The sequence below is a fragment of the Klebsiella sp. K-3 genome (genome assembly GCF_051207495.1).
GTDB lineage: Bacteria > Pseudomonadota > Gammaproteobacteria > Enterobacterales > Enterobacteriaceae > Klebsiella > Klebsiella aerogenes.
On the sequence record NZ_JBPNXF010000003.1, the window covers coordinates 316,515 to 341,960 of the forward strand.

At 54.5% G+C, this 25,446-nt stretch carries 24 protein-coding genes; 16 read left to right on the forward strand and 8 right to left on the reverse strand.

Translation table 11 applies throughout. The features are described from left to right. Nucleotides 1–34: 34 nt before the first annotated feature. Genes ACSEMK_RS06560 through ACSEMK_RS06575 form a run of 4 tightly spaced genes read right to left on the reverse strand, consistent with a single transcriptional unit; the run spans nt 35 to nt 4,850 of the window. The gene (locus ACSEMK_RS06560; RefSeq protein ID WP_087859705.1) at nt 35–1,033 is read right to left on the reverse strand and encodes a hypothetical protein; all 999 of its coding nucleotides are present in this window, start codon (nt 1,031–1,033) and stop codon (nt 35–37) included. Between the two features lie 13 nt (nt 1,034–1,046). Next, the gene (locus ACSEMK_RS06565) at nt 1,047–3,530 is read right to left on the reverse strand and encodes a fimbrial biogenesis outer membrane usher protein (RefSeq protein WP_430914670.1); all 2,484 of its coding nucleotides are present in this window, start codon (nt 3,528–3,530) and stop codon (nt 1,047–1,049) included. Between the two features lie 18 nt (nt 3,531–3,548). After that, nucleotides 3,549–4,232, reverse strand: a complete 684-nt coding sequence (locus tag ACSEMK_RS06570; protein ID WP_015369880.1) for a fimbria/pilus periplasmic chaperone — start codon at nt 4,230–4,232, stop codon at nt 3,549–3,551. Nucleotides 4,233–4,283: 51 nt separating this feature from the next. Then, nucleotides 4,284–4,850: a fimbrial protein gene (locus ACSEMK_RS06575; RefSeq protein ID WP_308957845.1), complete on the reverse strand. Its 567-nt coding sequence runs from the start codon at nt 4,848–4,850 to the stop codon at nt 4,284–4,286. Between the two features lie 350 nt (nt 4,851–5,200). Between ACSEMK_RS06575 and ACSEMK_RS06580 the strand changes: the two genes are divergently transcribed. After that, nucleotides 5,201–5,446, forward strand: a complete 246-nt coding sequence (locus ACSEMK_RS06580; RefSeq protein ID WP_435336329.1) for a hypothetical protein — start codon at nt 5,201–5,203, stop codon at nt 5,444–5,446. Between the two features lie 32 nt (nt 5,447–5,478). Here ACSEMK_RS06580 and ACSEMK_RS06585 read toward each other — a convergent pair whose 3' ends face one another. Next, a complete protein-coding gene (locus ACSEMK_RS06585) occupies nt 5,479–5,952 on the reverse strand; it encodes an Lrp/AsnC family transcriptional regulator (protein WP_032706451.1) in 474 nt (157 codons plus the stop codon). Nucleotides 5,953–6,090: 138 nt separating this feature from the next. On the opposite strand from ACSEMK_RS06585, the gene ACSEMK_RS06590 reads away from it, so the two are divergent. The 11 genes from ACSEMK_RS06590 (at nt 6,091) to ACSEMK_RS06640 (ending at nt 17,901) form a co-directional block, all read left to right on the forward strand. Beyond that, nucleotides 6,091–6,702 (forward strand): LysE family translocator, encoded by a 612-nt coding sequence (locus ACSEMK_RS06590; RefSeq protein WP_087859711.1) that lies wholly within the window; start codon nt 6,091–6,093, stop codon nt 6,700–6,702. Nucleotides 6,703–7,535: 833 nt separating this feature from the next. After that, a complete protein-coding gene (locus ACSEMK_RS06595; protein ID WP_087859712.1) occupies nt 7,536–8,141 on the forward strand; it encodes a tyrosine-type DNA invertase in 606 nt (201 codons plus the stop codon). Between the two features lie 587 nt (nt 8,142–8,728). After that, on the forward strand, nt 8,729–9,325 hold the full coding sequence (gene fimE, locus ACSEMK_RS06600) for a type 1 fimbria switch DNA invertase FimE (protein WP_213316528.1): 597 nt from the start codon (nt 8,729–8,731) through the stop codon (nt 9,323–9,325). Nucleotides 9,326–9,820: 495 nt separating this feature from the next. Then, entirely contained in the window at nt 9,821–10,369 is a 549-nt protein-coding gene (fimA, locus tag ACSEMK_RS06605; protein ID WP_045373910.1) for a type 1 fimbrial major subunit FimA, read from the forward strand. A 72-nt stretch (nt 10,370–10,441) separates the two neighbouring features. Then, the gene (locus ACSEMK_RS06610) at nt 10,442–10,981 is read left to right on the forward strand and encodes a fimbrial protein (protein ID WP_123273292.1); all 540 of its coding nucleotides are present in this window, start codon (nt 10,442–10,444) and stop codon (nt 10,979–10,981) included. Nucleotides 10,982–11,054: 73 nt separating this feature from the next. Next, the gene (locus ACSEMK_RS06615) at nt 11,055–11,741 is read left to right on the forward strand and encodes a fimbria/pilus periplasmic chaperone (RefSeq protein WP_183269119.1); all 687 of its coding nucleotides are present in this window, start codon (nt 11,055–11,057) and stop codon (nt 11,739–11,741) included. Nucleotides 11,742–11,822: 81 nt separating this feature from the next. Next, nucleotides 11,823–14,456 (forward strand): fimbrial biogenesis usher protein, encoded by a 2,634-nt coding sequence (locus tag ACSEMK_RS06620; protein ID WP_087859717.1) that lies wholly within the window; start codon nt 11,823–11,825, stop codon nt 14,454–14,456. A 10-nt stretch (nt 14,457–14,466) separates the two neighbouring features. Further along, nucleotides 14,467–14,997, forward strand: coding sequence for a fimbrial protein (locus ACSEMK_RS06625; RefSeq protein WP_020078007.1), 531 nt, complete (start codon nt 14,467–14,469; stop codon nt 14,995–14,997). A 12-nt stretch (nt 14,998–15,009) separates the two neighbouring features. Beyond that, complete coding sequence (locus ACSEMK_RS06630) at nt 15,010–15,513, forward strand: fimbrial protein (RefSeq protein WP_087859719.1); 504 nt, start codon at nt 15,010–15,012, stop codon at nt 15,511–15,513. A 17-nt stretch (nt 15,514–15,530) separates the two neighbouring features. Further along, a complete protein-coding gene (locus tag ACSEMK_RS06635; protein ID WP_087859720.1) occupies nt 15,531–16,436 on the forward strand; it encodes a fimbrial protein in 906 nt (301 codons plus the stop codon). Beyond that, the gene (locus ACSEMK_RS06640) at nt 16,423–17,901 is read left to right on the forward strand and encodes an EAL domain-containing protein (RefSeq protein WP_430914672.1); all 1,479 of its coding nucleotides are present in this window, start codon (nt 16,423–16,425) and stop codon (nt 17,899–17,901) included. Before ACSEMK_RS06635 ends, ACSEMK_RS06640 begins: the two co-directional genes overlap by 14 nt. A 36-nt stretch (nt 17,902–17,937) precedes the next feature. Here the strand turns inward: ACSEMK_RS06640 and ACSEMK_RS06645 are convergent, their stop codons facing one another. Then, entirely contained in the window at nt 17,938–18,210 is a 273-nt protein-coding gene (locus tag ACSEMK_RS06645) for a GNAT family N-acetyltransferase (protein WP_015369862.1), read from the reverse strand. An 11-nt stretch (nt 18,211–18,221) separates the two neighbouring features. After that, nucleotides 18,222–18,452, reverse strand: a complete 231-nt coding sequence (yjdI, locus tag ACSEMK_RS06650; RefSeq protein ID WP_087859721.1) for a 4Fe-4S mono-cluster protein YjdI — start codon at nt 18,450–18,452, stop codon at nt 18,222–18,224. Between the two features lie 275 nt (nt 18,453–18,727). On the opposite strand from yjdI, the gene ACSEMK_RS06655 reads away from it, so the two are divergent. The 4 genes from ACSEMK_RS06655 to ACSEMK_RS06670 are packed head-to-tail and all read left to right on the forward strand — an operon-like array spanning nt 18,728 to nt 23,445. After that, nucleotides 18,728–19,000, forward strand: coding sequence for a YtcA family lipoprotein (locus ACSEMK_RS06655; protein ID WP_015369860.1), 273 nt, complete (start codon nt 18,728–18,730; stop codon nt 18,998–19,000). 6 nt (nt 19,001–19,006) lie between these two features. Then, nucleotides 19,007–20,035: a multidrug transporter subunit MdtN gene (gene mdtN / locus ACSEMK_RS06660; protein ID WP_430914673.1), complete on the forward strand. Its 1,029-nt coding sequence runs from the start codon at nt 19,007–19,009 to the stop codon at nt 20,033–20,035. 9 nt (nt 20,036–20,044) lie between these two features. Continuing rightward, nucleotides 20,045–21,976, forward strand: coding sequence for an FUSC family protein (locus ACSEMK_RS06665; RefSeq protein ID WP_430914674.1), 1,932 nt, complete (start codon nt 20,045–20,047; stop codon nt 21,974–21,976). A gap of 5 nt (nt 21,977–21,981) precedes the next feature. Then, on the forward strand, nt 21,982–23,445 hold the full coding sequence (locus ACSEMK_RS06670; RefSeq protein WP_430914697.1) for an MdtP family multidrug efflux transporter outer membrane subunit: 1,464 nt from the start codon (nt 21,982–21,984) through the stop codon (nt 23,443–23,445). A 446-nt stretch (nt 23,446–23,891) separates the two neighbouring features. On the opposite strand, the gene ACSEMK_RS06675 is transcribed toward ACSEMK_RS06670, so the two are convergent. Further along, a complete protein-coding gene (locus ACSEMK_RS06675) occupies nt 23,892–25,442 on the reverse strand; it encodes a peptide MFS transporter (RefSeq protein WP_015369856.1) in 1,551 nt (516 codons plus the stop codon). Between the last annotated feature and the right edge of the window lie 4 nt (nt 25,443–25,446).

Sequence of the window (25,446 nt, forward strand, 5' to 3'; positions counted from 1 at the left end):
ACCGCGCGCAAAGGAAGGCGCGCGGTACAGAGGGTTAGTTATTGTTCACCACGATAATGACCCGGCTTTTAATCGTACCGCCGCGGATATTCTCGCCATATTTCATCGGTTTGATTTGCAGATAGATCGGGTTGTTGCTGCCATGCCGGGCCTCCTCGTCGGAGTGATAAAGGAAACCGCTGCCGTACTGGAGTTCCCCGCCCTGGCTATCGCGCAGATGAAAACCGACTTCTCCGGCGCCGGTGGCGGCATCCTGATCGTCATTCTTCAATATTTTGCTGGTGCCGGCAAAGCCGGAGGCGGCGACAAAGTAATAATCAATTTTACCGGGCGTCAGTTCGAATACCGCCGACTCGTTCTGGCTACAGTCGATATCAACGCTTTCCATGCGATATTGCGCTTTGTCTTCTTTAATATCGAAGTAGCTGTAATCGCCCATATTGATGAGACGGCTCGGGACGTCAAAACCGCAGGTCATAATATTAATCTGCAGGGTGACGTTAAAGGTGTAATTGATGGTTATCACATGGCAATCTTTATTGCCTTTACAGTACTCAAAGCGCATCGAGTAAAGCAGTGGAAAGGATTCTCCTGGCCTCACCTGCGTCCCGACCGCCGCGCCTTCTTTAATCGTATAGCGAATACCGATCACGCTGTTGAAGATATCCGCTAAGTTATAACTCTGATTTTTTATGATATTACCATCCGCAAGCGCGTTGAGTTTTGCAGGATCGAGAGAAAACTCCATCACGTAGGTTTTACTGCCGACCACCACGTAGAAGTCTTTATTGTCAGGGGGCGACGATGCCACCGAGACGCTGACATTTTGCGTACTGTTGCAGATAAAGTGAAATCCGTCGGCCTGAATATCACTGTTTTGGACATTCAATTCACCGCTGGCGGCCAGCGGTTTAAATGTGTAATTACCACTAGCGTCAACCGTCAGCGATTTAACATCCGGGGTGACATCACAGTTCCCCGCCCGCGCTAAAAAAGAGCATAAGCTTAATACCAGCAAAATTATCCATTTCATGAAAATCGTCCTTTTAGCGGCAGACATAGGTCTTACCTTCATCAATGGTATGTTTAAATGTAATGGTGCAGTAATGGCCCTGCTGCTTATCGACCGCGATGGTTATCGACGGCGGTACGTTATCGGTGCGGATATACAGCATGCTGCCCTGACCGACGACGCCGACATTCTGTCCGTCGTTATCTTCAATTTCATAGCCAAATTTCAGCGGCGTACCGTCCGGGCGTTCGGCGTGAATAAGCCAGGGTTGACGTTGATCGGTATCGAAACGCGCCAGCACCACCGCGCCGCGGTACGGAGCGACCGCTTTACGGTTGCCAATCAACTCGGTTTTGCTCTGCGTATTGGCGGTATTCAGCAGTAACGAACTTTCGCGATAGGGCAATACGTGATCGAAAATGACCGTTCCCTGACCGTTGGTGGTGCGATATTTCTGACCATTAACGAAAGCATTTTCCAGGCCCGGCGCCTGAATAATGGCGAAGGTTTCCGACAGCTGGTTCGCGAAATTGACGCCGCCGGACCAGGCTACCACTCCACCCGACAGGCTGCCGCTGGCCTGGGTATATTTTGACGACTGGCTGTAGCTGCCGCTCAGCGTCGCCAGCGGCGCGTTCCAGGTAAGGTTGCCGCCGGCGGTGGTTTCATGATTTTGCTGCTGCCGGCTAAAGTTCACACCATAATCAAACTGGTCTCGTTGGCCGCCGGTTCCGCTGATGCCGGTGTTATTGGAGGCAAAACCGTCGTTATCGAAAGTCGTCGAATTCGACAGCGTCAGACGACGCGCCAGTACGCTATCACTCTCTCCCCAGATAAGCGGAATCGAAATGAAGAGGTTAAAGCGCTTATCTTCATGATGATCCTCATCATAGGTCTGGCTGGCCGAAATGGTCCAGGAAACCCGCTGCCAGTTATTGGTGTAGCTCAGTTGATAATCTTTATTACTGCCGCTTTTTCCCCAGTAATCACGCCATAAAGCGCTCAGTGAGAAAGACCCTAATCCTTCCGGCAACGACTGGCTAATATTGGCGGAAAAACTATTTTTACGGCCAAAATCATAACGGTAATAATCATCAATGTTGTAAACGTCATTATCATCATGGTGATAACTATTACGGTTCTTCGCCCAGACATGATCGTTAAAGGTACGATAGTCGCTGGTTGAATAGCGATAAGCCGCCATACCGAAACGCGTTTTAGTCTGGGTGAGATATTTGTTGTAGGCAAGCTGATAACTTTGCCCTTCAAAAGTCCCGTTATCCTGATCGCTGCGCGCCCACGTGCCGTCAACGGATACCGCGCCGAGATGAGTATTCCACCCGGTTCCCATAGTAAAAGCTTGATAGTCGGTACCGAGCATGGTACCGCCATACAGGGTCAGCAGGTTGTTCAGGCCATATTGATAGCTAGCCTGCATAAAGTCTTCCTGATTGCTGGCGCCTTCGATATGGCTGCGCCCGGCGGAAATGTCATATTTAGACACCCCCGGCTGCAACATATTAGGTACCGAGGAATAAGGCACCAGGTAGGTGGTTACCGAGCCGTCGGCTTCCCGGATAGTGACATCGAGATCCGCCCCGCCGCCGGCGAGTTGTAAATCGGCAATCGCGAACGGTCCCGGCGGCACCTCTTTCTGATAGACGGTGAAGCCGTTCTGCTCAATAGTCACCAGCGCGTTGCTCTGGGCAATCCCCTGTACGATCGGCGTAAAGTTCTGTTTTGAGTTTGGCAACATTTGCATGTCGCGGAACAGACGAACCCCACGAAAGCGTACCGCATCGAAAATATCCGCTGAGGTATACATGTCGCCTGCACGCAAGGTGCCTAAAATCGGCGCGAAGCCGCGTTCCAGATACAGGGTGTTGCTCTTCCAGTCGCCACCACCGCTATCGGCCTTGCTGTAGGTGGCGTCAGAGTGCAACTGCCAGCTCAACAGGTTCAGCCCGCTGTTGAAACGGGCATAGGTGCTTTTATTATTGCCGCTGTCTTTATAGTCGCTGTAATACTGGCTCAGATAATAAGAGGTATACAGCGCGTTAACGCCGCGGTCCCAACTTTCCGGCGCGACGTAGCCGCGCTCAAGATCCAGAACGTAGGCCTGCGGAATTTCTAAATCAAGCTGAAAAATATTGATATTAAAGGTATAACTGCCGCTCCGCACCGCAGATTTTAGCGTCATACACTGGTTATCTTTCACCATCTGCGCGCTATCCGCTTTGATTCCCAGCTGATTTAATAATGCCGATGACAAGCAGGTATCATCCGGATTACTGGCGACTACGATTGGATATTTACCACGCCATTGTTTATTGACGTAAATATCCAATTCATATTCCCCAGGCAGCGGTTGATTATCCGCGAAGCGAAAGCTTGACGATTTCTCACCTTTCATTCCGCCGATCATAAAATTGGTATCAAAAGTCTCCTCAGCGGCCTGCAACTGGCCGGATAATAAAACCAACAATATCATTGAGGAAAGCGGCGTCATCCTTAACATGGCCAACTCCATTATTTATTATTTTACATTGAGCCTGTCGCTAATAAAGTTCCCATTATCATCAATCATCGTTAGCGAATACTGGCGGGCGAGATTATTTTTTAAAAAAACATCCTGACTGGATAACGGCGCAAGCATAACGCTGCGCTCATTGACTTTAACGTTACTGAGTTTAATTTCAGTAATCGTCAACCAATTTGCCGAACCATTGGCAATATGCAGAGCGTTTTTGCGCGAAGACAACGAAATACTTTTAAACGTATCTTTATTTACCGCCGCGATACCTTTAGGGCGATAAAAAAGCTTAATGCGGTTTTGCATGGCAAACCGCAGCGTATTCGCCCCCTCACTGCCTGGTGTATTCGGAGGAATATCGAGTACGTTGAGATAAAACAGCGACTCTTTGTTCGCCGGAAGTTTGTTGGCTAACTTTTTAATTCGCAGCTGCTGACCGGAGTTACCCGTTATGCGCGCCACCGGCGGCGACAGCAGGAAAGGCACGTTGATTTTTTCCGGCGGCAACGAGGTATTGCCATCGTCTATCCACGACTGCACCAGTGAAGAGCGGGCGCCATGATTCATCAACTGTACGACCACTTCTTGTTTCTCAGCCGGATAGACAACCCGGGTACCGAAAATCACCACTCCGGCATGCGCGGGTTGCATAGCGATAAATAAGCCTGCTAATAAAATCCGTTTCATAGCACCACACCCTCAGCACAATAATTGCCGGCGAAACGCCGGCACAGGTCCTTACTCCGCAGATACGGCAATCGTTAACACCGAGCGGACTTCACCGGCGGTCACCGGAGTGGTGGCATTAATTCGTGCGTATTGCGCAGAGAAGTTCATTTGATAGACGCCATTGCCCACAGAAGTCACCGCCCGCGGCAAATTATTAACGTCATACATGGTATTTTCATTAATCTCCGAATCACCCAGTTTTAATTTAAAACCGACACCATTAGCAGAAGTTGTCGTCGCGATAGGATTAAGTACGCCGCCGGTAGTATAGGTCCCGCCGCTAATATCAATCGATTTCAATACTGTGCCTTCCGGGCAAACGATAGTTAATGGATCGCTACTGGTGGCGAAATTACCGGATAAGACTTCACCGGCCGCCATGCCGGCAAAACGGGTTGCATCAACATCAGCCAGCTGAATTGTACTGCTATAATCGGTTTCAAAACGACAGGAAGAATTAATAACATTACCAATAATAACTAACTCGCCCTGCTCTTCATTTGGCGCCGCAGCAAAAGCATTAACATTCATCAGCACGGTTGAAAATACTGCAGCAGCAATAATTGAACGCTTCATATAATATTCCTTTTATTAACAATTCCATTTAACTTCGCGGGGACTGAGAAAAATCTCATGCCGCGAGCATCGCACGGCCAAATACCCGCCACAACCTGATGAATAAGAATCGTTGATAAAAATCAATGCAAATACTTAAAGCGAATGAGCCCTGATGCCATATACGTAATCTCTTTAGCGTAATAAGCTAAAATACGTAGCAACGAGAATAATAAAATGAGAATTTGCCGGGCGTGTTTAATAATAAACTAAAAAAAAGAGAATTCAGCACATTTTGTGTCGATTTACATAAGATTACGAACCACAATTATAACATTCCGTGATTTATTTTTATATTTAAGGTTCCGACAATGAAAAAAATAATCCTGCCTCTGCTTACCGCCGCCCTGTTGCTGCCGACCCTCACCGCACACGCCACCTACCGCGCGGAAAAACGCCAGGATGCTCGCGATATTCGTCAGGATGCGCGCCAGAGTGGACGTGAAGAAAAACGTGAATGCGTGAGAAATGACGACAAGAGCAATATGCGCTGTCGCGCAGATAAGCGAGAAAATCGGCGCGAAGGCCGCCGCGACGCGCGTGATGAGAAGTGGTAATAACCATACTGCAATGCCCTGGCCGCAGGGCGTTAGCGGGAAGCGTTTAACGTTTCCAGTGGAAAAGGGCGATCTTGCACCACGGTTTTCATCACCAGCGTCGAACGTAAATGCTGCACGCCGGGCATCGCCGACAGTTTGTCATCATAGAGTTTCTGAAATGCGGGAAGATCCCGGGTAACGACATGCATCAGATAATCCGGATCGCCAAACAAACGTTGCGCCAGCACAACCTGCGGGATCTCCGCCACCGCCTCCTCAAAAGCGCTGACCGCTTTCTTATCGCCCTCTTTCAACGTGGCGAAAACGATAGCCAGAAAATTGAATCCCATTTTACCCGGATCGAGATTGGCGCGATAACCGGTAATCACCCCCTCTTGCTCCAGCGCGCGTAGTCGCCGGTGGCAGGGAGAGAGGCTCAAGTTTACCCGCTCCGCCAGTTCAGTTATCGACAGACGACCATCCGCCTGCAGCTCAGCAAGAATTTTTCGATCTATGCTATCCATTTGGAAGATTTTCTCTTTAAACGCCGGTTCAGGACATAACATTGAAAGCTCATTTCGCTTCTATGTCGATATTCTTTCTCACACGATAACCTAATTTTGCGAGTGTGTGATGTCTAATATCATTAAGGAGCGTTGCTGATGGAAATGAGCCTGATCGCCAGCTTCTGGGTAGTCTCGTTTCTGTTGATTATGACTCCCGGTGCCGACTGGGCCTATGCCATTAGCGCCGGTATCAACGGTCGTCGCGTGGTCCCGGCAGTGATGGGGCTGATGTCAGGTCATCTGCTGGCGACCATTGTCGTCGTCGCTGGCGTCGGCGTGTTGATCGCCGGCCATCCGCTGGCGCTATCAGCGATCACGCTGGCGGGCGCGGTCTATCTACTGTGGCTCGGGGTCATGATATTACGCCATCCGGCGGCGCCGAGCGCGGCGAAACAATCGGCTGGCAGCTGGAATAGATGGGCGGTTAAAGGGTTATGTATTAGCGGCCTTAATCCAAAAGTCTTTCTGTTGTTCCTCGCCCTGCTACCGCAGTTTACCGATCCCCACGGCAGTTGGCCGCTGGCACTGCAGATGTCGGCGCTGGGCGCGATGCATCTGATGACCTGTACGCTAATTTATCTGTTGGTCGGCTACGGTTCACGCGCGGTACTGGCAGCCCGGCCGCAGGCGGCGAAGGGAGTAAGCATGGTTTCAGGGCTTATCATGATTGCCATCGCTATTATCCTGTTCTACCAGCAGTTAAGATAATTCGTAAGCGACGGCGCTCATAGAGTAACTTCTTTAGCGCCGCACCGTCTTACCAACTAATATAATCGTGGGTCACAGGTAGCTATTATGTTGCTAAACCAGGGAAGCTAGCTCATCTATTTCCATGAGCTCCTGAAGATGAATTATCTATGTATCATAAGCGGTTACGGCTGAGTGACCAACATCGATAACTTCCTAAAATTGCTGAAAAACTCCGATTAAGCCCCCCGTTAACTGATTACTTGAGCGGAAAATTCCGACTGCTCGATAATAAGTAAAATCTCTCTTTGAAACGTCTGCACATTTATTAACGCTATTCTCCCTACGATTTTTGCAGTATGGTTTAATCGCTGTTGTAGTGTTGCAGTGAATGCTAACAATCGCCGGACGCTGTTTGCCTACGGTAAAACATTTACGCAATACCAACCTGTTTATTGAGGCAATTATCCTCATGGATAACGGTCATAGCGTTATCCAGCCAGGACTCAGTTTATCAGCCGGTAGTCAATGACCTTGCTGTAAGCGCGCATACTCAAGAGGAGAAAGGATGAACAGGACGTGTAAACCCCCAGGAAAATCGATATACATCAAATGCCTGAGCGCATCGCATCAAAAATTCGCCAGCGCACTACACTCCGACGGCGGGGAGACTTCATTATACCCACTGGATTTCGCGCAGCGTTACCGCGACACGGTCCTTGTTACTTGAGGAATATTAAAAACGATCCGCATCATGCTTACTTATAAAATGCGAAACCTATCTTCGGATCCTGTAATAGGCCAACCAGAGCCTATGGGATAGTAATGTACGCCTGCAATAGAAAGGGAACATAATGAAGAATAATAGCGAAATAAAAAAAAGGAACTTCCTGACTCAGAATGAAATCGAGTCACTGCTTAACGCTGCCAATAGTGGACCACATGCTGCTCGTAATTATTGCCTGACATTGCTTTGCTTTATTCATGGATTTCGTGCCAGTGAAATTTGCCGACTGCGAATTTCGGATATTGATTTGCGTTCAAAATGTATTTACATCCACCGTTTAAAAAAAGGGTTCTCAACGACACACCCGTTGCTGAATAAAGAGATTCTGGCACTAAAGCGCTGGCTGGATATTCGTGATGAATATCCACAATCCACCAGCGAGTGGTTATTTCTATCACGTAAGGGTAACCCGCTTTCACGCCAACAGTTTTACCAGATTATTTCCGCCTCTGGCGATCAGGCAGGACTACCGCTGGAAATTCATCCGCACATGTTGCGTCACTCCTGTGGCTTTGCGCTGGCCAATATGGGCATCGATACGCGTCTTATCCAGGATTATCTCGGCCACCGTAACATTCGCCATACCGTCTGGTACACGGCCAGTAACGCCGGACGCTTTTACGGGATTTGGGATAAATCCCGCGAGAAGCAGAGAACGTCGCTTTTCCAGTAAGGTAACCTTACGCCACGGATGGCGTTTCGTTATCGGTGCATCGCATTTCCCCCTGCAGACATTGCAAACCCTTCCCACGGTCTGGCTGTTGCAAATTTGCTCTGTTTAGGCTGCGATAAAATGCAGCTTTCCTCATATATAGATTTTTTCTTGCGAAACATTAATAAAAATTAACCATACGTTAAATATGTTTATTGTTCTTAAAAGTTCTTATTTAGAACATGAAAAAAAACGTTCCTATGCACCTGTAAACCATCAGGATATTAGTTCGTTATTTATTGTTAAATTAATCCTTTCAGCACATGTTTTCCGTTCAATAAATAGCTGGTATTAACTTTTTTCCTTGCTATTTTATGCACCTGCCAGCGACCTTGCGCGGCTCTATTGTGGTAAACAATAAAATAGATAAAAATAAGAATTATCGCGTGGCGATAATTTATGCATGTGTAAATGTAATGTGATACCTGTTTTGTCATTAGCCCCTTCAAATAATACGGCCTTTGCATTCAGATTGTTTTTTATCCAGCCAGGGATCTTTTTCCCAGGCTGTTCCTTGCGAGTAAACTTAAATTCAGGAGCTTAAAATTGTGAACCGACGTCGTTTTCTCACCGCCAAAGAAGTACAGGCAATGATGCAGGCGGCCCAGCACGGCCCAACCGGCGAACGAGATTACTGTCTGATCCTGTTGGCGTTTCGTCACGGGATGCGTATCAGCGAATTACTCGATCTGCACTATCGCGATCTCGACCTTAACGAAGGACGCATCAATGTCCGCCGCTTAAAGAACGGTTTCTCTACCGTACATCCGCTGCGTTTTGATGAACGCGAAGCGATAGAACGCTGGACGCAACAACGGGCCAACTGGAAAGCAGCAGGTAAAAGCGACGCACTATTTATCTCGCGCCGCGGTACCCCGCTTTCACGGCAACAGGCTTATCGTATTATCCGCACCGCCGGGGAAGAGGCAGGAACCGTGACGCATACGCATCCACATATGCTGCGCCACGCCTGCGGCTATGAGCTAGCTGAAAGAGGGGCAGATACCCGTTTGATCCAGGATTATCTCGGACATCGTAATATTCGCCACACTGTCCGTTATACCGCCAGTAATGCAGCGCGTTTTGCCGGGATATGGGAAAGAAACAACCTTTTAGAGGAAAATTTACAAGCGCGGAAGAAATAGGATAACCAATTGATAAAAAGGAAAATTTTTAAGATTGAACAAGTCAATTGGGGCCAAACTGTCTATATCATAAAAATGTTTTGTAATCTTTTGCAACTGACAAGTGCATATTTCATCAAAAAAAATCTTATCTTATTGATTTACATTAACTTCTATAACGACCTTTCTTTACTTATCCTCCTCCGACTATCTACCACACACTCACTTCTCAACATTGAACTCAAGCACGTCTTTTTTCCATACCCGGCAGAGTCGTAGTTTTTAAATCCATTAAATAAACAAAAATCAGTATATAAATCCAATAATAAACCAACATAAACAAAATAAAAGCCATAAATCCCGACGAGTCAAAATGGCCCCAATTGACTCATCAGTAGGGGCGAAAACTGTGCAGAACCGGCAGTCGCACCATTCGGCTGATTTATGGAATGCCTGGAAGGCAAAACGGCTGCCAATTTTGGTTCGTAATATCGATTTTGTTTAAAGGAAAACAGCATGAAAATCAAAACACTGGCAATCGTTGTTCTGTCAGCTCTGTCCCTGAGCTCCGCGGCGGCCTTGGCCGATACCACCACGGTAAATGGCGGTACAGTGCATTTTAAAGGAGAAATCGTCAACGCAGCCTGTGCAGTCGATGCCGGTTCTATCGATCAGACCGTTCAGTTAGGCCAGGTTCGTTCGGCAAAACTGGCTACCGCGGGCAGCACCAGCTCCGCAGTCGGTTTCAACATTCAGTTAGATGACTGTGATACCACTGTCGCGACCAAAGCCTCTGTCGCTTTCTCCGGTACCGCGGTTGATAGCACCAACACCAGCGTTCTGGCACTGCAGAGCTCCGCTGCTGGCGGCGCGACCAACGTCGGCGTACAGATCCTCGACAAAACCGGCACTCCGTTGGGCCTGGATGGCGCAACCTTCAGCGCGGCCACCACGCTGAACGACGGCACCAACATCATTCCTTTCCAGGCGCGTTACTACGCCACTGGCGCGGCTACTGCCGGTACTGCTAACGCAGACGCCACCTTCAAAGTGCAATACGAGTAATTCAAACATCAGACAGGGAAGCATTCCGGGCCAGGATGGCCCGTTATCCACTACGGGATTGGGGTGATAACGATGCAAGGAGTGAAGACAGGTCTGCTGATGTTTCTGCTTTCGCCGCTGGCGCAAGCCGGCAACCACTGGAACGTCACGGTCGCCGGGGGAAACATGCGTTTTCAGGGCGTCATCATCGCCGAGTCCTGCCGCGTTGAAGCCGGCGACCAGCAGATGACCGTCAATATGGGGCAGATCAGCAGCAATCGCTTTCATTCAGCCGGGGAAGATGCCAACCCCGTGCCATTCGATATTCACCTTCAGGATTGCAGCACCGCAGTCAGCCAGCATGTCGGCGTGTCGTTTCGCGGCGTGGCCGATGGCAAAAATCCGGATGTGCTCTCGGTTGGCGAAGGACCGGGTATCGCCACCGGCGTAGGCATCGCGTTATTTGATAATGAAGATCAATTGATTCCGCTGAATAGCCCGCCGGGCGCCTGGCGGCGGCTGTATACCGGCCCCACCACGCTACATTTTGTAGCCAAATATCGGGCGACCGGCAATCAGGTCACCGGAGGAGCGGCAAACGCGCAAGTTTGGTTCTCTCTGACCTATCAGTAATTAACCAGCAGACATCCGGAAACAGGAAACAACGGTGAGTACAAAAGGGGTAAACGTGAAAAAGAGACTGGGGATGACGCGCGGACTACTGGCGGGATTATTGATGATGGCCGCAAGCGGTTACTCCGCTTGGGCTCAGGCCGGCGTTGCGCTCGGCGCCACGCGGGTTATCTATCCGGCCGGGCAAAAACAGGTACAGTTAGGGGTAACCAATAATGATGACAGCAGCACCTATCTGATTCAGTCCTGGGTGGAAAACGCTGACGGCGGCAAAGATGGCCGCTTCGTGATTACGCCGCCGCTGTTTGCCATGCAGGGCAAAAAAGAAAATACCCTGCGCATCATTGACGCCACCAATAAACAACTGCCGCAGGATCGCGAAAGCCTGTTCTGGATTAACGTGAAAGCCATCCCGTCGATGGATAAATCCAAGCTGAGCGAAAATACCCTGCAACTGGCGATTATCAGCCGCATCAAGCTCTACTATCGCCCGGCGAAGCTGGCGCTACCGCCGGATCAGGCGGCGGAAAAGCTGAGCTTTAGCCGCAGCGGTTCGTCGTTAACGTTGACTAACCCTACCCCTTATTACCTGACCGTCACCGAACTTAACGCCGGCACTCGGGTGCTGGAAAACGCGCTGGTGCCGCCAATGGGTAAAACCTCCGTCAAGCTGCCGCCGGATGCCGGTAGCAACATAACTTATCGCACGATTAATGATTACGGCGCGCTGACCCCAAAAATGACTGGCGTGCTGCGTTAACACAGGTTTGGCCCGCCGGGCGGGCCATGCCGCGCATAACAATAAGAACTGACAGCCGGGCGAATTGAGACCGGAGGGACTATGTCACATCTCAAATATGGACTGGACCGTTTTGGTTCCCGCAGCGCCAGGCTCCGCCCACGCGCTATTTTGGCCATGGCGAAATTCCCCGTGGCACTCTGTTTTGTCCTGCAGGCGGGCCACGCGCAGGCTGAACTCTATTTTAACCCGCGTTTTTTGGCTGACGACCCTGCGGCGGTGGCCGATCTTTCCGGTTTCGAAAACGGGCAAGAGGTGCCGCCCGGCACCTACCGAGTCGATATTTATCTTAACGACGGCTTTATGACCACTCGCGATGTCACTTTTAACCGCGGCGAAAAAGGCCATGGGCTAAGCCCGTGTCTGACCCGCGGGCAGTTGGCCGGAATGGGGGTCAACACCGCGGCGGTGACCGGGATGAACGCCCTCGCCGCCGACGCCTGCGTGCCGCTGACCGAACTTATCACCGATGCCACGACGCGCTTCGACGTCGGCCAGCAGCGCCTGTATCTCACCGTACCGCAGGCCTTTATGGGCAACCGCGCGCGCGGCTATATTCCGCCAGAAATGTGGGATGACGGCATCAACGCCGGACTGCTGAACTACAACTTCACCGGCAACAACGTCCATAACGATACCGGCGGCAGCAGCAACTACGCCTATTTAAATCTACAAAGCGGCCTTAACCTTGGCGCCTGGCGACTGCGTGATAACACCACCTGGAGCTACAGCAGCGGCGGCAGCAGTTCCAGCAATGAGAACAAATGGCAGCATGTTAACACCTGGCTTGAGCGCGACATCACGCCGCTGCGCTCGCGTCTGACCCTCGGCGACAGCTACACCAACGGCGATGTTTTCGACGGCATTAACTTCCGCGGCGCCCAGCTGGCGAGCGATGACAACATGCTGCCGGATAGCCAGAAGGGCTTTGCGCCGGTGATCCACGGTATCGCCCGCGGCACCGCGCAGGTGTCGATCAAACAAAACGGCTATGAGATTTACCAGAGCACGGTCCCGCCGGGCCCGTTCACCATTAACGATCTCTATGCTGCGGGCAACGGCGGCGATCTGCAGGTGACGATTAAAGAAAACGACGGCACCAGCCAGGTCTTTAGCGTGCCGTGGTCAACGGTGCCGGTACTGCAGCGCGAAGGGCATACCCGGTACGCGCTGACCGCCGGCGAATACCGCAGCGGCAACGATCAGCAGGAAGAGCCGAAGTTCTTTCAGAGCACCCTGTTACACGGCCTGCCTGCGGGCTGGACTTTGTATGGCGGTACGCAACTTGCCGACCGCTACCGCGCCTTTAATCTCGGCGTGGGGAAAAACATGGGCGATTTCGGCGCCGTCTCGCTGGATGTCACCCAGGCCAACGCCACCCTACCCGACGACAGCGATCATCAGGGGCAGTCGATTCGCTTCCTCTATAACAAGTCGCTGAGCGATGTCGGCACCAATATCCAACTGGTGGGCTATCGCTACTCCACTAAAGGTTATTACAGCTTTGCCGATACTACCTACCGCCGGATGAGCGGTTACGACGTACAGACCCAGGATGGCGTGATCCAGGTGAAGCCGAAATTCACCGATTACTACAACCTCGCCTATAACAAGCGCGGCAAAGTGCAACTGAGCGTGACCCAACAGTTGGGGCGTACCGCCACGCTCTATCTGAGCGGCAGTCATCAGACCTACTGGTCGACCGGCAAGGCGGACCAGCAGCTGCAGGCCGGACTCAACGCGGCGGTGGACGACATCAACTGGACGCTGAGCTACAGCCTGACTAAAAACGCCTGGCAGCAGGGCCGCGACCAGATGCTGGCGGTCAACGTCAATATTCCGTTCAGCCACTGGCTGCGTTCCGACAGCAAATCGGTATGGCGGCACGCCAGCGCCAGCTACAGCATGTCGCACGATCTTAATGGCCGGATGACCAATCTGGCGGGACTTTACGGCACCCTGCTGGAAGACAATAACCTGAGCTATAGCGTGCAGACCGGCTATGCCAGCGGCGGCGAAGGCGATAGCAGCGGCACCGGCTACGCGGCGCTGAACTATCGCGGCGGCTACGGCAACGCCAACGTCGGTTACAGCCGCAGCGACGGTTTCAAACAGCTGTACTACGGCGTCAGCGGCGGGGTGTTGGCCCACGCTAACGGCGTGACCCTGAGCCAGCCGCTGAATGACACCGTGGTGCTGGTGAAAGCGCCGGGCGCCGGTGATGTAAAAGTGGAAAACCAGACCGGGGTACGTACCGACTGGCGCGGCTATGCGGTACTGCCTTACGCCACCGAATATCGCGAAAACCGGGTGGCGCTGGATACCAATACCCTTGCCGATAACGTCGATCTCGATGACGCGGTGGTGAGCGTCGTCCCTACCCACGGCGCTATCGTGCGGGCGGACTTCAAAGCCCACGTCGGGGTCAAGTTACTGATGACGTTGACCCATAACGGCAAACCGGTGCCGTTTGGCGCGATGGTCACCTCAGGCAGCAACCAGAGCGGCAGTATCGTGGCCGATAATGGCCAGGTCTACCTGAGCGGGATGCCGCTCGCCGGCAGCGTGCAGGTGAAATGGGGCGAAGGCGCGGACGCCAGCTGCGTGGCCAGCTACCGCCTGCCGGAAGAGAGTCAGCGGCAGGCGCTGAGCCAGCTATCGGCAGAGTGCCGTTAAGGAACGCATGATGATGAAAAAACCACTTAACCTGTTCGGCGCCATCCTGACGCTGGTCTGCGCCAACGCCTTTGCGGCGGACAGCACCATCACCATCAGCGGCTACGTGCGCGACAACGCCTGCGCGGTGGCCACCGAATCGAAAGAGTTTACCGTCGATCTGATGGATAACGCCGCGAAGCAGTTTAACGCCGTCGGCGCAACCACGCCGCTGGTGCCGTTTCGTATCGTGCTGTCGCCCTGCGGCAGCTCGGTGACGGCGGTCAAAGTCGGCTTTAACGGCACTCCGGATAGCGACAATAACGACCTGTTAAAAATCGACGGCGGCGCCTCCGCGGCGGCGGGGATGGCGGTGCAGATCCTCAACGGCCAGCAGACGATGCTGCCGGTCAACGCGCCCTCTTCGTCGATCGCCTGGACCACCTTAACGCCGGGGCAGACCAACACCCTCGGTTTTTACGCCCGGCTGATGGCAACCCGCGTACCGGTGACCGCCGGTCACGTCTATGCCACCGCCACCTTTACCCTTGAATTCCAGTAACCGGAGGCTGAGATGAAAGCACACTACGCAGGATGGCTTCTGGCAGGCGCGCTGGCGTTAAACATTATCCCGCTGCAGGCCGCCGACATCACCATCACGGTGAACGGCAAAGTGGTGGCCAAGCCGTGTACGGTCTCCACGACCAATGCCAACGTTGACCTCGGCGATCTTTATACCTTCAGCCTGGTGTCGGCGGGTTCCGCTTCGGCCTGGCACAGCACCGCGCTTGATTTAAGCAACTGCCCGGTCGGCACATCGCGCGTCGTCGCCACCTTTAGCGGCACCGCGGACAGCACCGGCTATTACAAGAATCAGGGTACCGCAGGAAATATCCAGCTCGAACTACAGGACGACAGCGGCACCACGCTCAATAACGGGGCGCAAAAGTCGGTTCAGGTCGACGATAGCTCGCAGTCGGCGCGTTTTCCGCTGCAGGTTCGGGCCCTGTCGGTTAACGGCGGCGCCACCCAGGGAACCATTCAGGCGGTGATAAGCGTCACCTATACCTACGCCTGAGTCAGGAGAGTTTGTTTATGAAAAAAGTCATCGCTCTGTTAACCACCCTGCTGCTGATGGGCTGGTCGATTAACGCCTGGTCCTTCGCCTGTAAGACCGCCACCGGCGCAACTATCCCCATCGGCGGCGGCTCGGCCAACGTTTACGTCAACCTGACCCCGGCCGTCAACGTAGGGCAAAACCTGGTGGTCGACCTGTCGACGCAAATTTTCTGCCATAACGACTACCCGCAAACCATTACCGACTATGTGACGCTACAGCGCGGATCCGCCTACGGCGGCGTACTATCGAGCTTTTCCGGTACCGTAAAATATAACGGTACCTCTTATCCGTTTCCGACCACCACGGAAACCTCGCGGGTAATCTACGATTCGACCACCGATAAACCCTGGCCGACCGTACTCTATCTGACTCCGGTCAGTACCGCGGGCGGGGTGGCGATTACCGCCGGATCGCTGATTGCCGTGCTGATTCTGCATCAAACCAACAACTACAACAGCGACTCCTTCCAGTTCGTGTGGAATATATACGCCAATAATGACGTTGTCGTGCCGACCGGCGGTTGCGATGTCTCCGCACGCGATGTGACCGTGACCCTACCCGACTATCCGGGTTCGATGGCGGTGCCGGTCACCGTCCACTGCGCGCAAAACCAGAATCTTGGCTATTACCTTTCCGGCACTACCGCCGATAGCGCCAACTCCATTTTCACCAATACCGCTTCCGCTTCGCCGGCGCAGGGTATTGGCGTCCAGATGACGCGCAACGGTACCGTCGTTCCGGCCAACAGCAATGTCTCACTGGGTACAGTTGGCACTTCACCGGTGAATCTGGGGCTGACCGCCACCTATGCGCGCACCAGCGGTCAGGTGACGGCGGGTAATGTACAGTCGATTATTGGGGTGACGTTTGTCTACCAGTAAAGTCGATACCCCGCAGGCGACGACAGACTACATCCTGTCGCCCTGCGCCATGGCGGCGGCGGGATTAGCTGATATGGTCGACGACGGTTGCCGCCAGTTGGTATGGCTACAGCCGCGGATGCAGACCATGCTGTCGATATCTGCGCCCGCCGACGTCCGGAAAATTGTGGTTTTTCTGCCCGACGATCCCTGGTGGCTACTGTTCGTCCTGCGCGAAGCCGCCTGGTTACTCAACCAGGCCAAACGGCCTTTGCCTATGGTGATCTTAAGCCGCAGCCCGGCGCCGTGGCTGTGGCAAACCTTACTGCACCAGGTCAACGACCGCCGCCTGCTGGCCGCCGTACAGGCGGTCTCCTCCGATCTCCCCTGCCGCCGTCTGGCGGCATTGCTGAAAGGCGGCCTGGTCGGCTACCCCGCCCTGCAACAGCTTTCTACCATCGAGGCACTGGCGCGCGGCAAGCCGCCGTCGGGCTTAAGCAAAATCGAACTTAACGCCACCCTCGCCCTGCTGTATGGCCACAGCATCACCAGTCAGGCGCAAATCCGCGGCGTTAGTCAGAAAACGCTCTACAACCAAAGAACCTCAGGACTAAATAAGATGGTGGAGTATCATCCGCATCTGGCGAGCCGGTTTCCGGGCAGCCGAAGCAAACGCGTTGCCGGTCAGAGCATCACTGCGCTGACTCCCTTCGAACGTGAGTTTATTCATGCCATTCATGGACGGCAGATCTTTCCGGTCTTTCAGCCGATTGTCGACGACCGCATACGCCTGCAGGGCATCGAGATATTATCGCGCTGGCGCAAAGATGGCGTGGTACTGCCGCCGGGCGAGTTTCTACCGCATATCCACTCCGAATACACCTGGCTATTACTGACCGCCTTTGTCCTGCAGGAAGCGGTGCAGAATATCAATCGCTATCAGGGCGAGTTCTATTTTTCGGTCAATATCCCTCCCTGTATCGCCTATCACGATAATCTTGCCCGTATGATGGAAACCGCCTGGCAACAGCTACAGAACCCGCAGTGGGCCGACCGGCTGGTGCTGGAATTTGCTGAAACCGTCGATTTACAGCAGCAAGGAAAAGCGGTAGCGAATATGAGCAATATTCAGCAGCAAGGCTTTCGCATCTTTCTCGACGACTGCTTCTCGCACAGCAGCGTCATGTTCCCTGTGCGCACGGCCCGTTTTAGCGGCTATAAGCTGGATATGAGTATCGTCAATGATTTTCAGCGCGACCCGCACGCGCTGGTGCTGATTAAAAGCCTGGTCTACTACTGCCAGCTGACGCAGAGCCGCTGTATTGCCGAGGGAGTGGATAGTCTGGAGAAATTTAATCAGCTAAAAGCGCTGGGGGTCGATCGTTTCCAGGGGTATCTGTTCTCACCACCGGTCACTCGCGAGCATCTGGGAGAGATCATTCAGCGCTTTTTACCGGATCATGCCACCTGCCGGTTGGCCGGGTGATCGCAGCACGGCGCCAGCCACAGCTGGCGCCGTATTTCAGGCGCGAATGTCGTCGTACTCGCGGGTGTTATCGAATTCGTGTTTGGCAAACGGGCACAGCGGAATGATTTTGCGTTGTTCCTGGCGCATTTTCTCGACCACTTTCGCTACCAGCTGTTTACCCACGCCCTGGCCTTTCAGGCTGGGATCGACATCGGTATGCTCAATAATGCTCAGATGTTCACCGGTTGGAACAAAGACAATTTCCGCCACCTGGTTTCCCTCGGCGTCATTAACGTAGAACTTGTTATGGCCTTCCAGAATTTCCATCATTTCCTCGCTTATTTGTGGCGATACTTCAATGCGCCGCTGGGACAGGTATCGATCACTTTTACCACCGTCGCGACATCCACCTGATCGGGGATGATCCACGGTTTACGTTTCAGATTGAACAGCTTCGCGCTGCCGCGCACGCAGTTACCCGAGTGCTGACAGATATCGGTATTGAAATAGACATCTATCTTCTCGCCGGTATAGACCCGGTAGCCCGCTTCCAGTAGTTCTTTATCCATGACATTGCCTCAGTATTTTTATTATGCTTTCCTAAGCATAGCTCGCGGCATAGCCGCTGACTATGGAGAAATGAGAAACGCCCTATTTCAATTATATCGCTAATGATAAAGCGACTTTTTAATACCTACGCGAAATTAAACTATTATCAGAGGATAACCATAACTCGGCTAAGCAAACCATCAGCGCTATAATTTAGGCGGTGTATTGAGGGTTTATTTCGTCAACAACGAATAAACTCAATTGTTCAATGGCATGAACATTCAGGTATCTTCCTTTGAAGCAAATTGTAAAACGGGCGCGCCCGGCATTGTTATTACTTCTTTTGGCGGTCTCCGGTTGCTCTTTATCCCCCGCCATACCGGTATTAGGCGCAGCATTCCCCGGCTGGTTCTTCTGCTTTTTAGGCGGCGCATTACTGCTGATCCCTTGCCATATCTTGATTGCCCGTAAAGGCTGGCAGGCGCGCTTTTCCCCGCTGGTATTAAGTTACCTGGCGTTAATGTTTCTATTTGCCACTATTCTGTGGTTTCTTCTTTTCGCACATTAAATACCTATGACTCAATCCAGCCCAAGCGTATTACGGAAAAAATGGCCCTTGTTGGCTCTCGTCCTCGCCGCTATTGTGGCGCTGATCGTGGTTATCTGGCAGTTGCAGACTTCGCCGGAAACCAACGACGCCTACGTCTACGCCGACACCATCGATGTGGTGCCGGAAGTCAGCGGGCGGATCGTTGAAATGCCGATCCGTGATAATCAGCGGGTGCAGAAAGGCGATCTGCTGTTCCGCATCGATCCGCGTCCCTACCAAGCGATGCTGGACGATGCCAAATCACGGCTGGCGGCGCTTGATGCGCAGATTATGCTGACCCAGCGCACAATTAAAGCCCAGCAGTATAACGCCCAATCAGTGAGCGCCGCGGTAGAGCGTGCGAAGGCGCTGGTGAAACAGACCACCTCGACCCGTATCCGCCTGGAACCGCTGGTGCCGCAGGGATTCGCCGCGCAGGAAGATCTCGATCAGGCGCGCACCGCGGAAAAAGCCGCCCGCGCCGAACTGGAAGCCACGCTGCTGCAGGCCAAACAGGCTGATGCCGCGGTCACCGGCGTCGATGCGATGGTCGCGCAGCGCGCCGGGATCGTCGCGCAAATCGCCCTTGCGGAACTGCACCTGGAGTTCACCGAAGTTCGCGCGCCGTTTAACGGCGTAGTCATCGCCCTGAAAACCACCGTCGGACAATATGCTTCCGCCCTGAAACCGGTCTTCACGCTGCTGGATAACGACCACTGGTACGTGATTGCGAACTTCCGCGAAACCGACCTGCAAAACGTTCAGCCTGGCGTGCCGGCAACCGTGACGGTGATGACCAACCACAGTCGCGCCTTTGACGGCGTCGTCGATTCCGTTGGCTCAGGCGTACTGCCGGAAGGCGGTAGCGTCATTGGCGGGCTGCCGGTGATTCAGAAGAGCATCAACTGGGTACATGTGTCGCAGCGCTTCCCGGTTAAAATCGCGGTGAAAAATCCCGACCCGGAACTGTTCCGCATGGGCGCCTCCGCCAGCGCCGTGCTGCAGGCGAAATAAGGGTCCGGCATGCATAATTTCTGGTTGTTTCTGCAACGGGAGCTCGCCGACGCGCCGGGGCGGGCCAACTATACCCTGCGCCTGACGCTGAGCTGCGCGGTGCTGATCACCCTGTTTATGACCCTGCAGATCCCGTTTCTCGCCGTGGCGCTGATCGTGGTGTTTTACGTCAGCCAGCCGAACATTCTGATGATTAAGCTGGGCAGCGTCCTGTTTTTTGTCACCATCAGCGTGGCGCTGGGGCTGGTGCTGCTGATCATCAAGTGGACCTATGATTTCCCGCTGATTCGCCTGGTCGCTTCGGTATGCCTGTTCTTTGGCGCGATGTATCTGATGCGCGTGCTGGGCAAACTCGGGCTGGCGTTTTTCGTGGTGGCGCTGGCGGTGATTTATGCCCAGACCTTCCCGTCGATGACCAGCCAAAGTGAAGTTCTGGTGCGCCTGCTGCTGTGGCTTTGGGTGGCGATCAATACCGCAACGCTGGTCACGCTCCTGGTCAACGCCTGCTTTCGCCAGGCCTTTCCCGGCTATCAATTCCGCGCTCAGCTGGTGGTGATGCAGCGGCAGGTCGCCGACGTACTGACGCAGAACGCCGCGCCGCCGACCTTCAAAGAGATCGCCGGGCGTTTTAATCAGTTGCAAGGATTGTTTAAGCAGGCGCGCTTTGCGGCGCCGGAAATTGCCGCCGATCCGCCGCGCTGGCAGGCGCTGATGGCGGCCACCCTGCGCTGCTATCACCTCGCGGCGCTGCTGCAACCGGGCGATGACCACGCCGCGGCGCGCCAGCAGATCGCCGCCGCGCTACAGGCGCTGGCGCCGTCGATGAACGAGGGTACGCCGTTTTCATTCTCCGCGCCGGTCATTGATGATCGCGGCGCCAATACGCTGATTTTACAAGAGATGGCGGATGTGCTGGCGAAGCTGGCGCGCGGTGAAAGCATCGACCTGCCGCAGGGCGAAGCCGAGAAGTCGCCGCTCCTGCTGCCGGATGCCTGGCGCAATCCCGCTTATCTGCATTTCGCCCTGAAAACCCTGCTGGCGACGCTGCTGTGCTACGTCTTCTATACCGCCGCCGACTGGCAGGGCATCCACACCATTATGCTGAGCTGCGTGATTGTCGCCCAGCCGGGGCTGGGGGCGACGATGCAAAAAACCTGGCTGCGTATCGGCGGCGCGCTGCTCGCTACGCTGCTGGCGCTATTGTTGATCGTCTTTGTACAACCGTGGACCGAGTCTATCGTCGGCCTGCTGGCGATGGTTCTGCCGGTAATGGCGCTCTCGGCGTGGATTGCCGCCGGCTCAGAGCGTATTGCCTACGCCGGGATCCAAATCGGCTTTACCTTCTCGCTGGCCTTCCTCAGCTGGTTTGGTCCACTGACCAACCTGACCGAACTGCGCGACCGGGTCATCGGTATTTTGCTCGGCGTACTGGTCTCATCGATCGTCCATCTTTACCTGTGGCCGGATAGCGAAGCGCCGCAGTTGAAATCGCGGCTGGCGCAACTTTATCGCCAGATAGCCGACTTCCTGCGCGCGAAAGATGATAAGCCGCAGATGGTGCCGCTGTTCCAGGCGCTGACCACCAGCGAAACGCTGATGCATCGGGTCGCCGCCGAGCCGCTGGGCACTTTTGCGCATCCGTGGCCGCAGGCGAAATCCTGGCCGAGCAAAGCCACCTGGCAGCAGGCGCAGGAGATAGTCCGCCTGAGCGAGGGCTACCGGCTGTACGCCGCGCCGGGAGATCCCTTCTTAAGCCGCTGCGCCGAACAGTTACAGGCGTATGCCGATGATATTGAACGTCAGCAGCCGACGACACCCGTCGCGCCGCTGGTTGTCGATCCGGCTAATCCGTTCGGCGAACCGCTGACCGCTTTACTGGCCACCCTGCCGGACTGGTCAGACAAACCTTCTGAATTTACGCGACAGGCAGAACCGTCATGATAAAAATGAATGCCGCAGCACGTTTTCTGCGCTACTCACCGCTGGCCTTCGTCATCAGCCTGTTGACAGGATGCGCGCTGATTCAGGACGATCCTGGCGAAGTACCGATCGTTAATCCGCAACAGGCGCAGCTGGCGCAGGTGATCCACCTGGCGAATAGCGGCTGGCCGGCGGCCCGCTGGTGGGAGGGGTATCACGATCCCCAGCTCAACATGCTGGTAAACCGCGCGCTGCAAAATTCGCCGACCATGCAGGCGGCGCGGCTACGCATCTCACAGTCACAATCCACCGTCGAGCTGGCGCAGTCGGCAATGGGCGTGCAGGCGACCGCCGTGGCGGCGCAGAATCGGATGCGTATAACCGATAAATCTTTTAGCTGGCCCTACTCCTATTCTCTGCCGGTGGATAAAAACGGCCCGTGGTACACGCTCAATACCGTGGGGGTCGGCGCGACGCTGAATATCGATTTGTGGGGTGCCGACCGGGCCCGCGTCGCGGCGGCTATTGGCGAAAAGAACGCTCGCCAGGCGGAAACCGCCGGTATCGAACTGGACCTCGCCAGCAGCGTGGCGCAGCTGTACTTCGCCATGCAGGCCACCTTCCAGAAGATCGTTCTGCTCCAGCAGCTAGAAGAAATTGCGCGGCTGTCGGTACAGGCGCATGAACACCGCACCCAGCGCGGCGTGGAGGATAGCGTCGATATCGCCAATGCGCAGGCGGAACTGCTTGGCGCGCAACAGCAGGTGATTACCGCCCGCGGCACGCTGACCCAGTACCGCGAAACGTTGCGGGCGCTAATTGGCGCCGACGCGCAGAGTATGCCTGAGATCCACCCGGTCGCTCTGCCGGCGTTGCAGGAAACGCTGCCGGATTCACTCTCCTTCGAATTGCTGGCGCGTCGCCCGGATCTGCAGGCCCTGCGCGGTTATGTGACCGCTTCTATGAGCCAGGTCGATGCGGCGAGAGCGGCCTTTTATCCGCATTTTGATATTAAAGCCTTCTGGGGATATAACGCGCTGAGCGTCGGCGATCTGTTTAAGTCGTCCTTCCAGCAGATTAACCTGCTGCCGGGGCTGTATTTGCCGATATTCGATGGCGGCCGCCTGAACGCCAATCTGAAGTCGGTACGTACGGCGAGCAATATCCTGATTAAGCAGTACAACCAGGCAGTGCTGGATGCGGTACGGGACGTGGCGATAAGCTCCAGTCAGCTTAACGATCTCAACCAGCAGGTGGCGCTGCAGGAGCTGAAGGTGACGGCGGCGATGGCCACCACCCGCAGCGCCAACGCCCATCACCAGCGCGGCCTGTTAAGCCGCTATGCCGCACAAGAAGCGCGACGACCGGCCATCGCCCAGCAGCTGTTATTGCTGGATATCCAGGCCCAGCGCCTTAGCACCGATATCACGCTGATTAAGGCCCTCGGCGGCGATTATCGCGGTCCGGCGGTGGGTTCCGCAGAACCGTAAGCCAGCGCATCGCGAGCAGGGAACTCCCCGGATAGCGGCTTACGCCTTATCCGGGCTACCGTTCTGATGAAGCCCCGGCAGTGGGTTGCGCAGAACCGTAGCCCTGCCAAGCGCAGCGCGAGCAGGGAAATCCCCGGATAGCGGCTTACGCCTTATCCGGGCTACCGTTCTGATGAAGCCCCGGTGGTGGGTTCCGCAGAACTGTAGCCCTGCTAAGCGTAGCGCGAGCAGGGAAATCCCCGGATAGCGGCTTATGCCTTATCCGGCTACCGTTCTAATGAAGCCCCGGCAGTGGGTTCTGCAAAACCGTAACCCTGCTAAGCGCAGCGCGAGCAGGGAAATCCCCGGATGGCGGCTTATGCCTTATCCGGGCTACCGTTTCCATACTCTGCTTACTATAAAAAAGCCGGCGCTCAGCGCCGGCTTTTCATTGACCGCTTGCGCAATCAGGCATTGGTCGCCGGTTTTTGCTCGACGGATTTGCTGTTCTCCAGCATACGGCGCACCGGCACAATTAGCACGCACAACACCGCGGCGCAGATCAGCAGCGCCGTCGAGCAGCGGGCGAACAGATCCGGCAGCATATCCAGCTGGTCGGCCTTCACGTGGCCGCCAATCAGCCCCGCCGCCAGGTTACCCAGCGCGCTGGCGCAGAACCACAGCCCCATCATCTGGCCGCGCATTCTTTCCGGCGCCAGTAGGGTCATAGTTGCCAGGCCTATCGGGCTCAGACACAGTTCGCCCAGCGTCAGCATCAGAATGCTGCCCACCAGCCACAGCGGCGATACGCCGGCGCCGCCGTTGCTCAGCACGTTCTGCGCCGCCAGCATCATCAGGCCGAAGCCCGCCGCCGCGCACAGAATCCCGATAACAAACTTGGTGATGCTGCTCGGGCGCACGTTTTTGCGAGCCATTGCCGGCCATGCCCAGCTAAATACCGGCGCCAGCAGGATGATAAACAGGGCGTTAATCGACTGGAACCATACCGCCGGGATTTCGAAATCGCCGATCATGCGGTTAGTGTAGTCGTTAGCAAACAGGTTAAACGAAGTCGGTTTCTGCTCGAAGGCTGACCAGAAGAAGGCGGCGGAAACCAGCAGAATAAAGCAGACCAGCAGACGCGCGCGCTCTTTACGGTTAAGCCCCGCAAAAACAAACAGGTAGATGAAATAGAGCACCACCGACGCGGCAATCACGTACACCAGCATGCTGGCGACCGCCACCGGGTTAATGACTATCACCCCCTGAGCAATCAGCGTAATCACCACCGCCACGCCGACCGCCAGCGCCAGCAGCCAGGCGCCAACGCCGTTTTTCTTCGCGACGGGACTATTCCAGGTAGAGTCGAGACCCACTTCGCTGTCGTAGCGTTTCATTGCCGGGACCGCGAAAAGGCGGAAAATCACCAGCGCCACCAGCATACCGATACCACCGATGCCGAAGCCCCAGTGCCAGCCGTGGGATTTAATCAGCCAGCCGGAAATCAGCGGCGCGATAAACGACCCCATATTGATACCCATATAGAACAGCGAGAAACCGCCATCGCGACGGCTATCGCCTTTCTTATACAGCGTACCGACCATCACCGAGATGCAGGTTTTAAACAGGCCGGAACCGAGCACGATAAACATCAGCCCGATAAAGAACAGGTTGTTGCCCATAAACGCTGACAGCGCAATCGACAGATGGCCCAGCGCGATCAGAATCGAGCCGTACCACACCGCTTTCTGCTGGCCGAGCCAGTTGTCCGCCAACCAGCCGCCCGGCAGCGCCGCCAGATACATGGCGCCCGCGAAGATGCCGACGATGGCCGACGCGTTCTCACGAGCTAAGCCCATACCGCCGTCATAGACGGTGGCCGCCATGAACAGGATCAGTAACGGACGAATGCCATAAAACGAGAATCGCTCCCACATTTCGGTGAAGAACAGCGATCCCAGAGGGTAAGGGTGACCAAAGAAGGTCCGGCTTTCATTTTTGTTAACAGAGGAATGCATAACT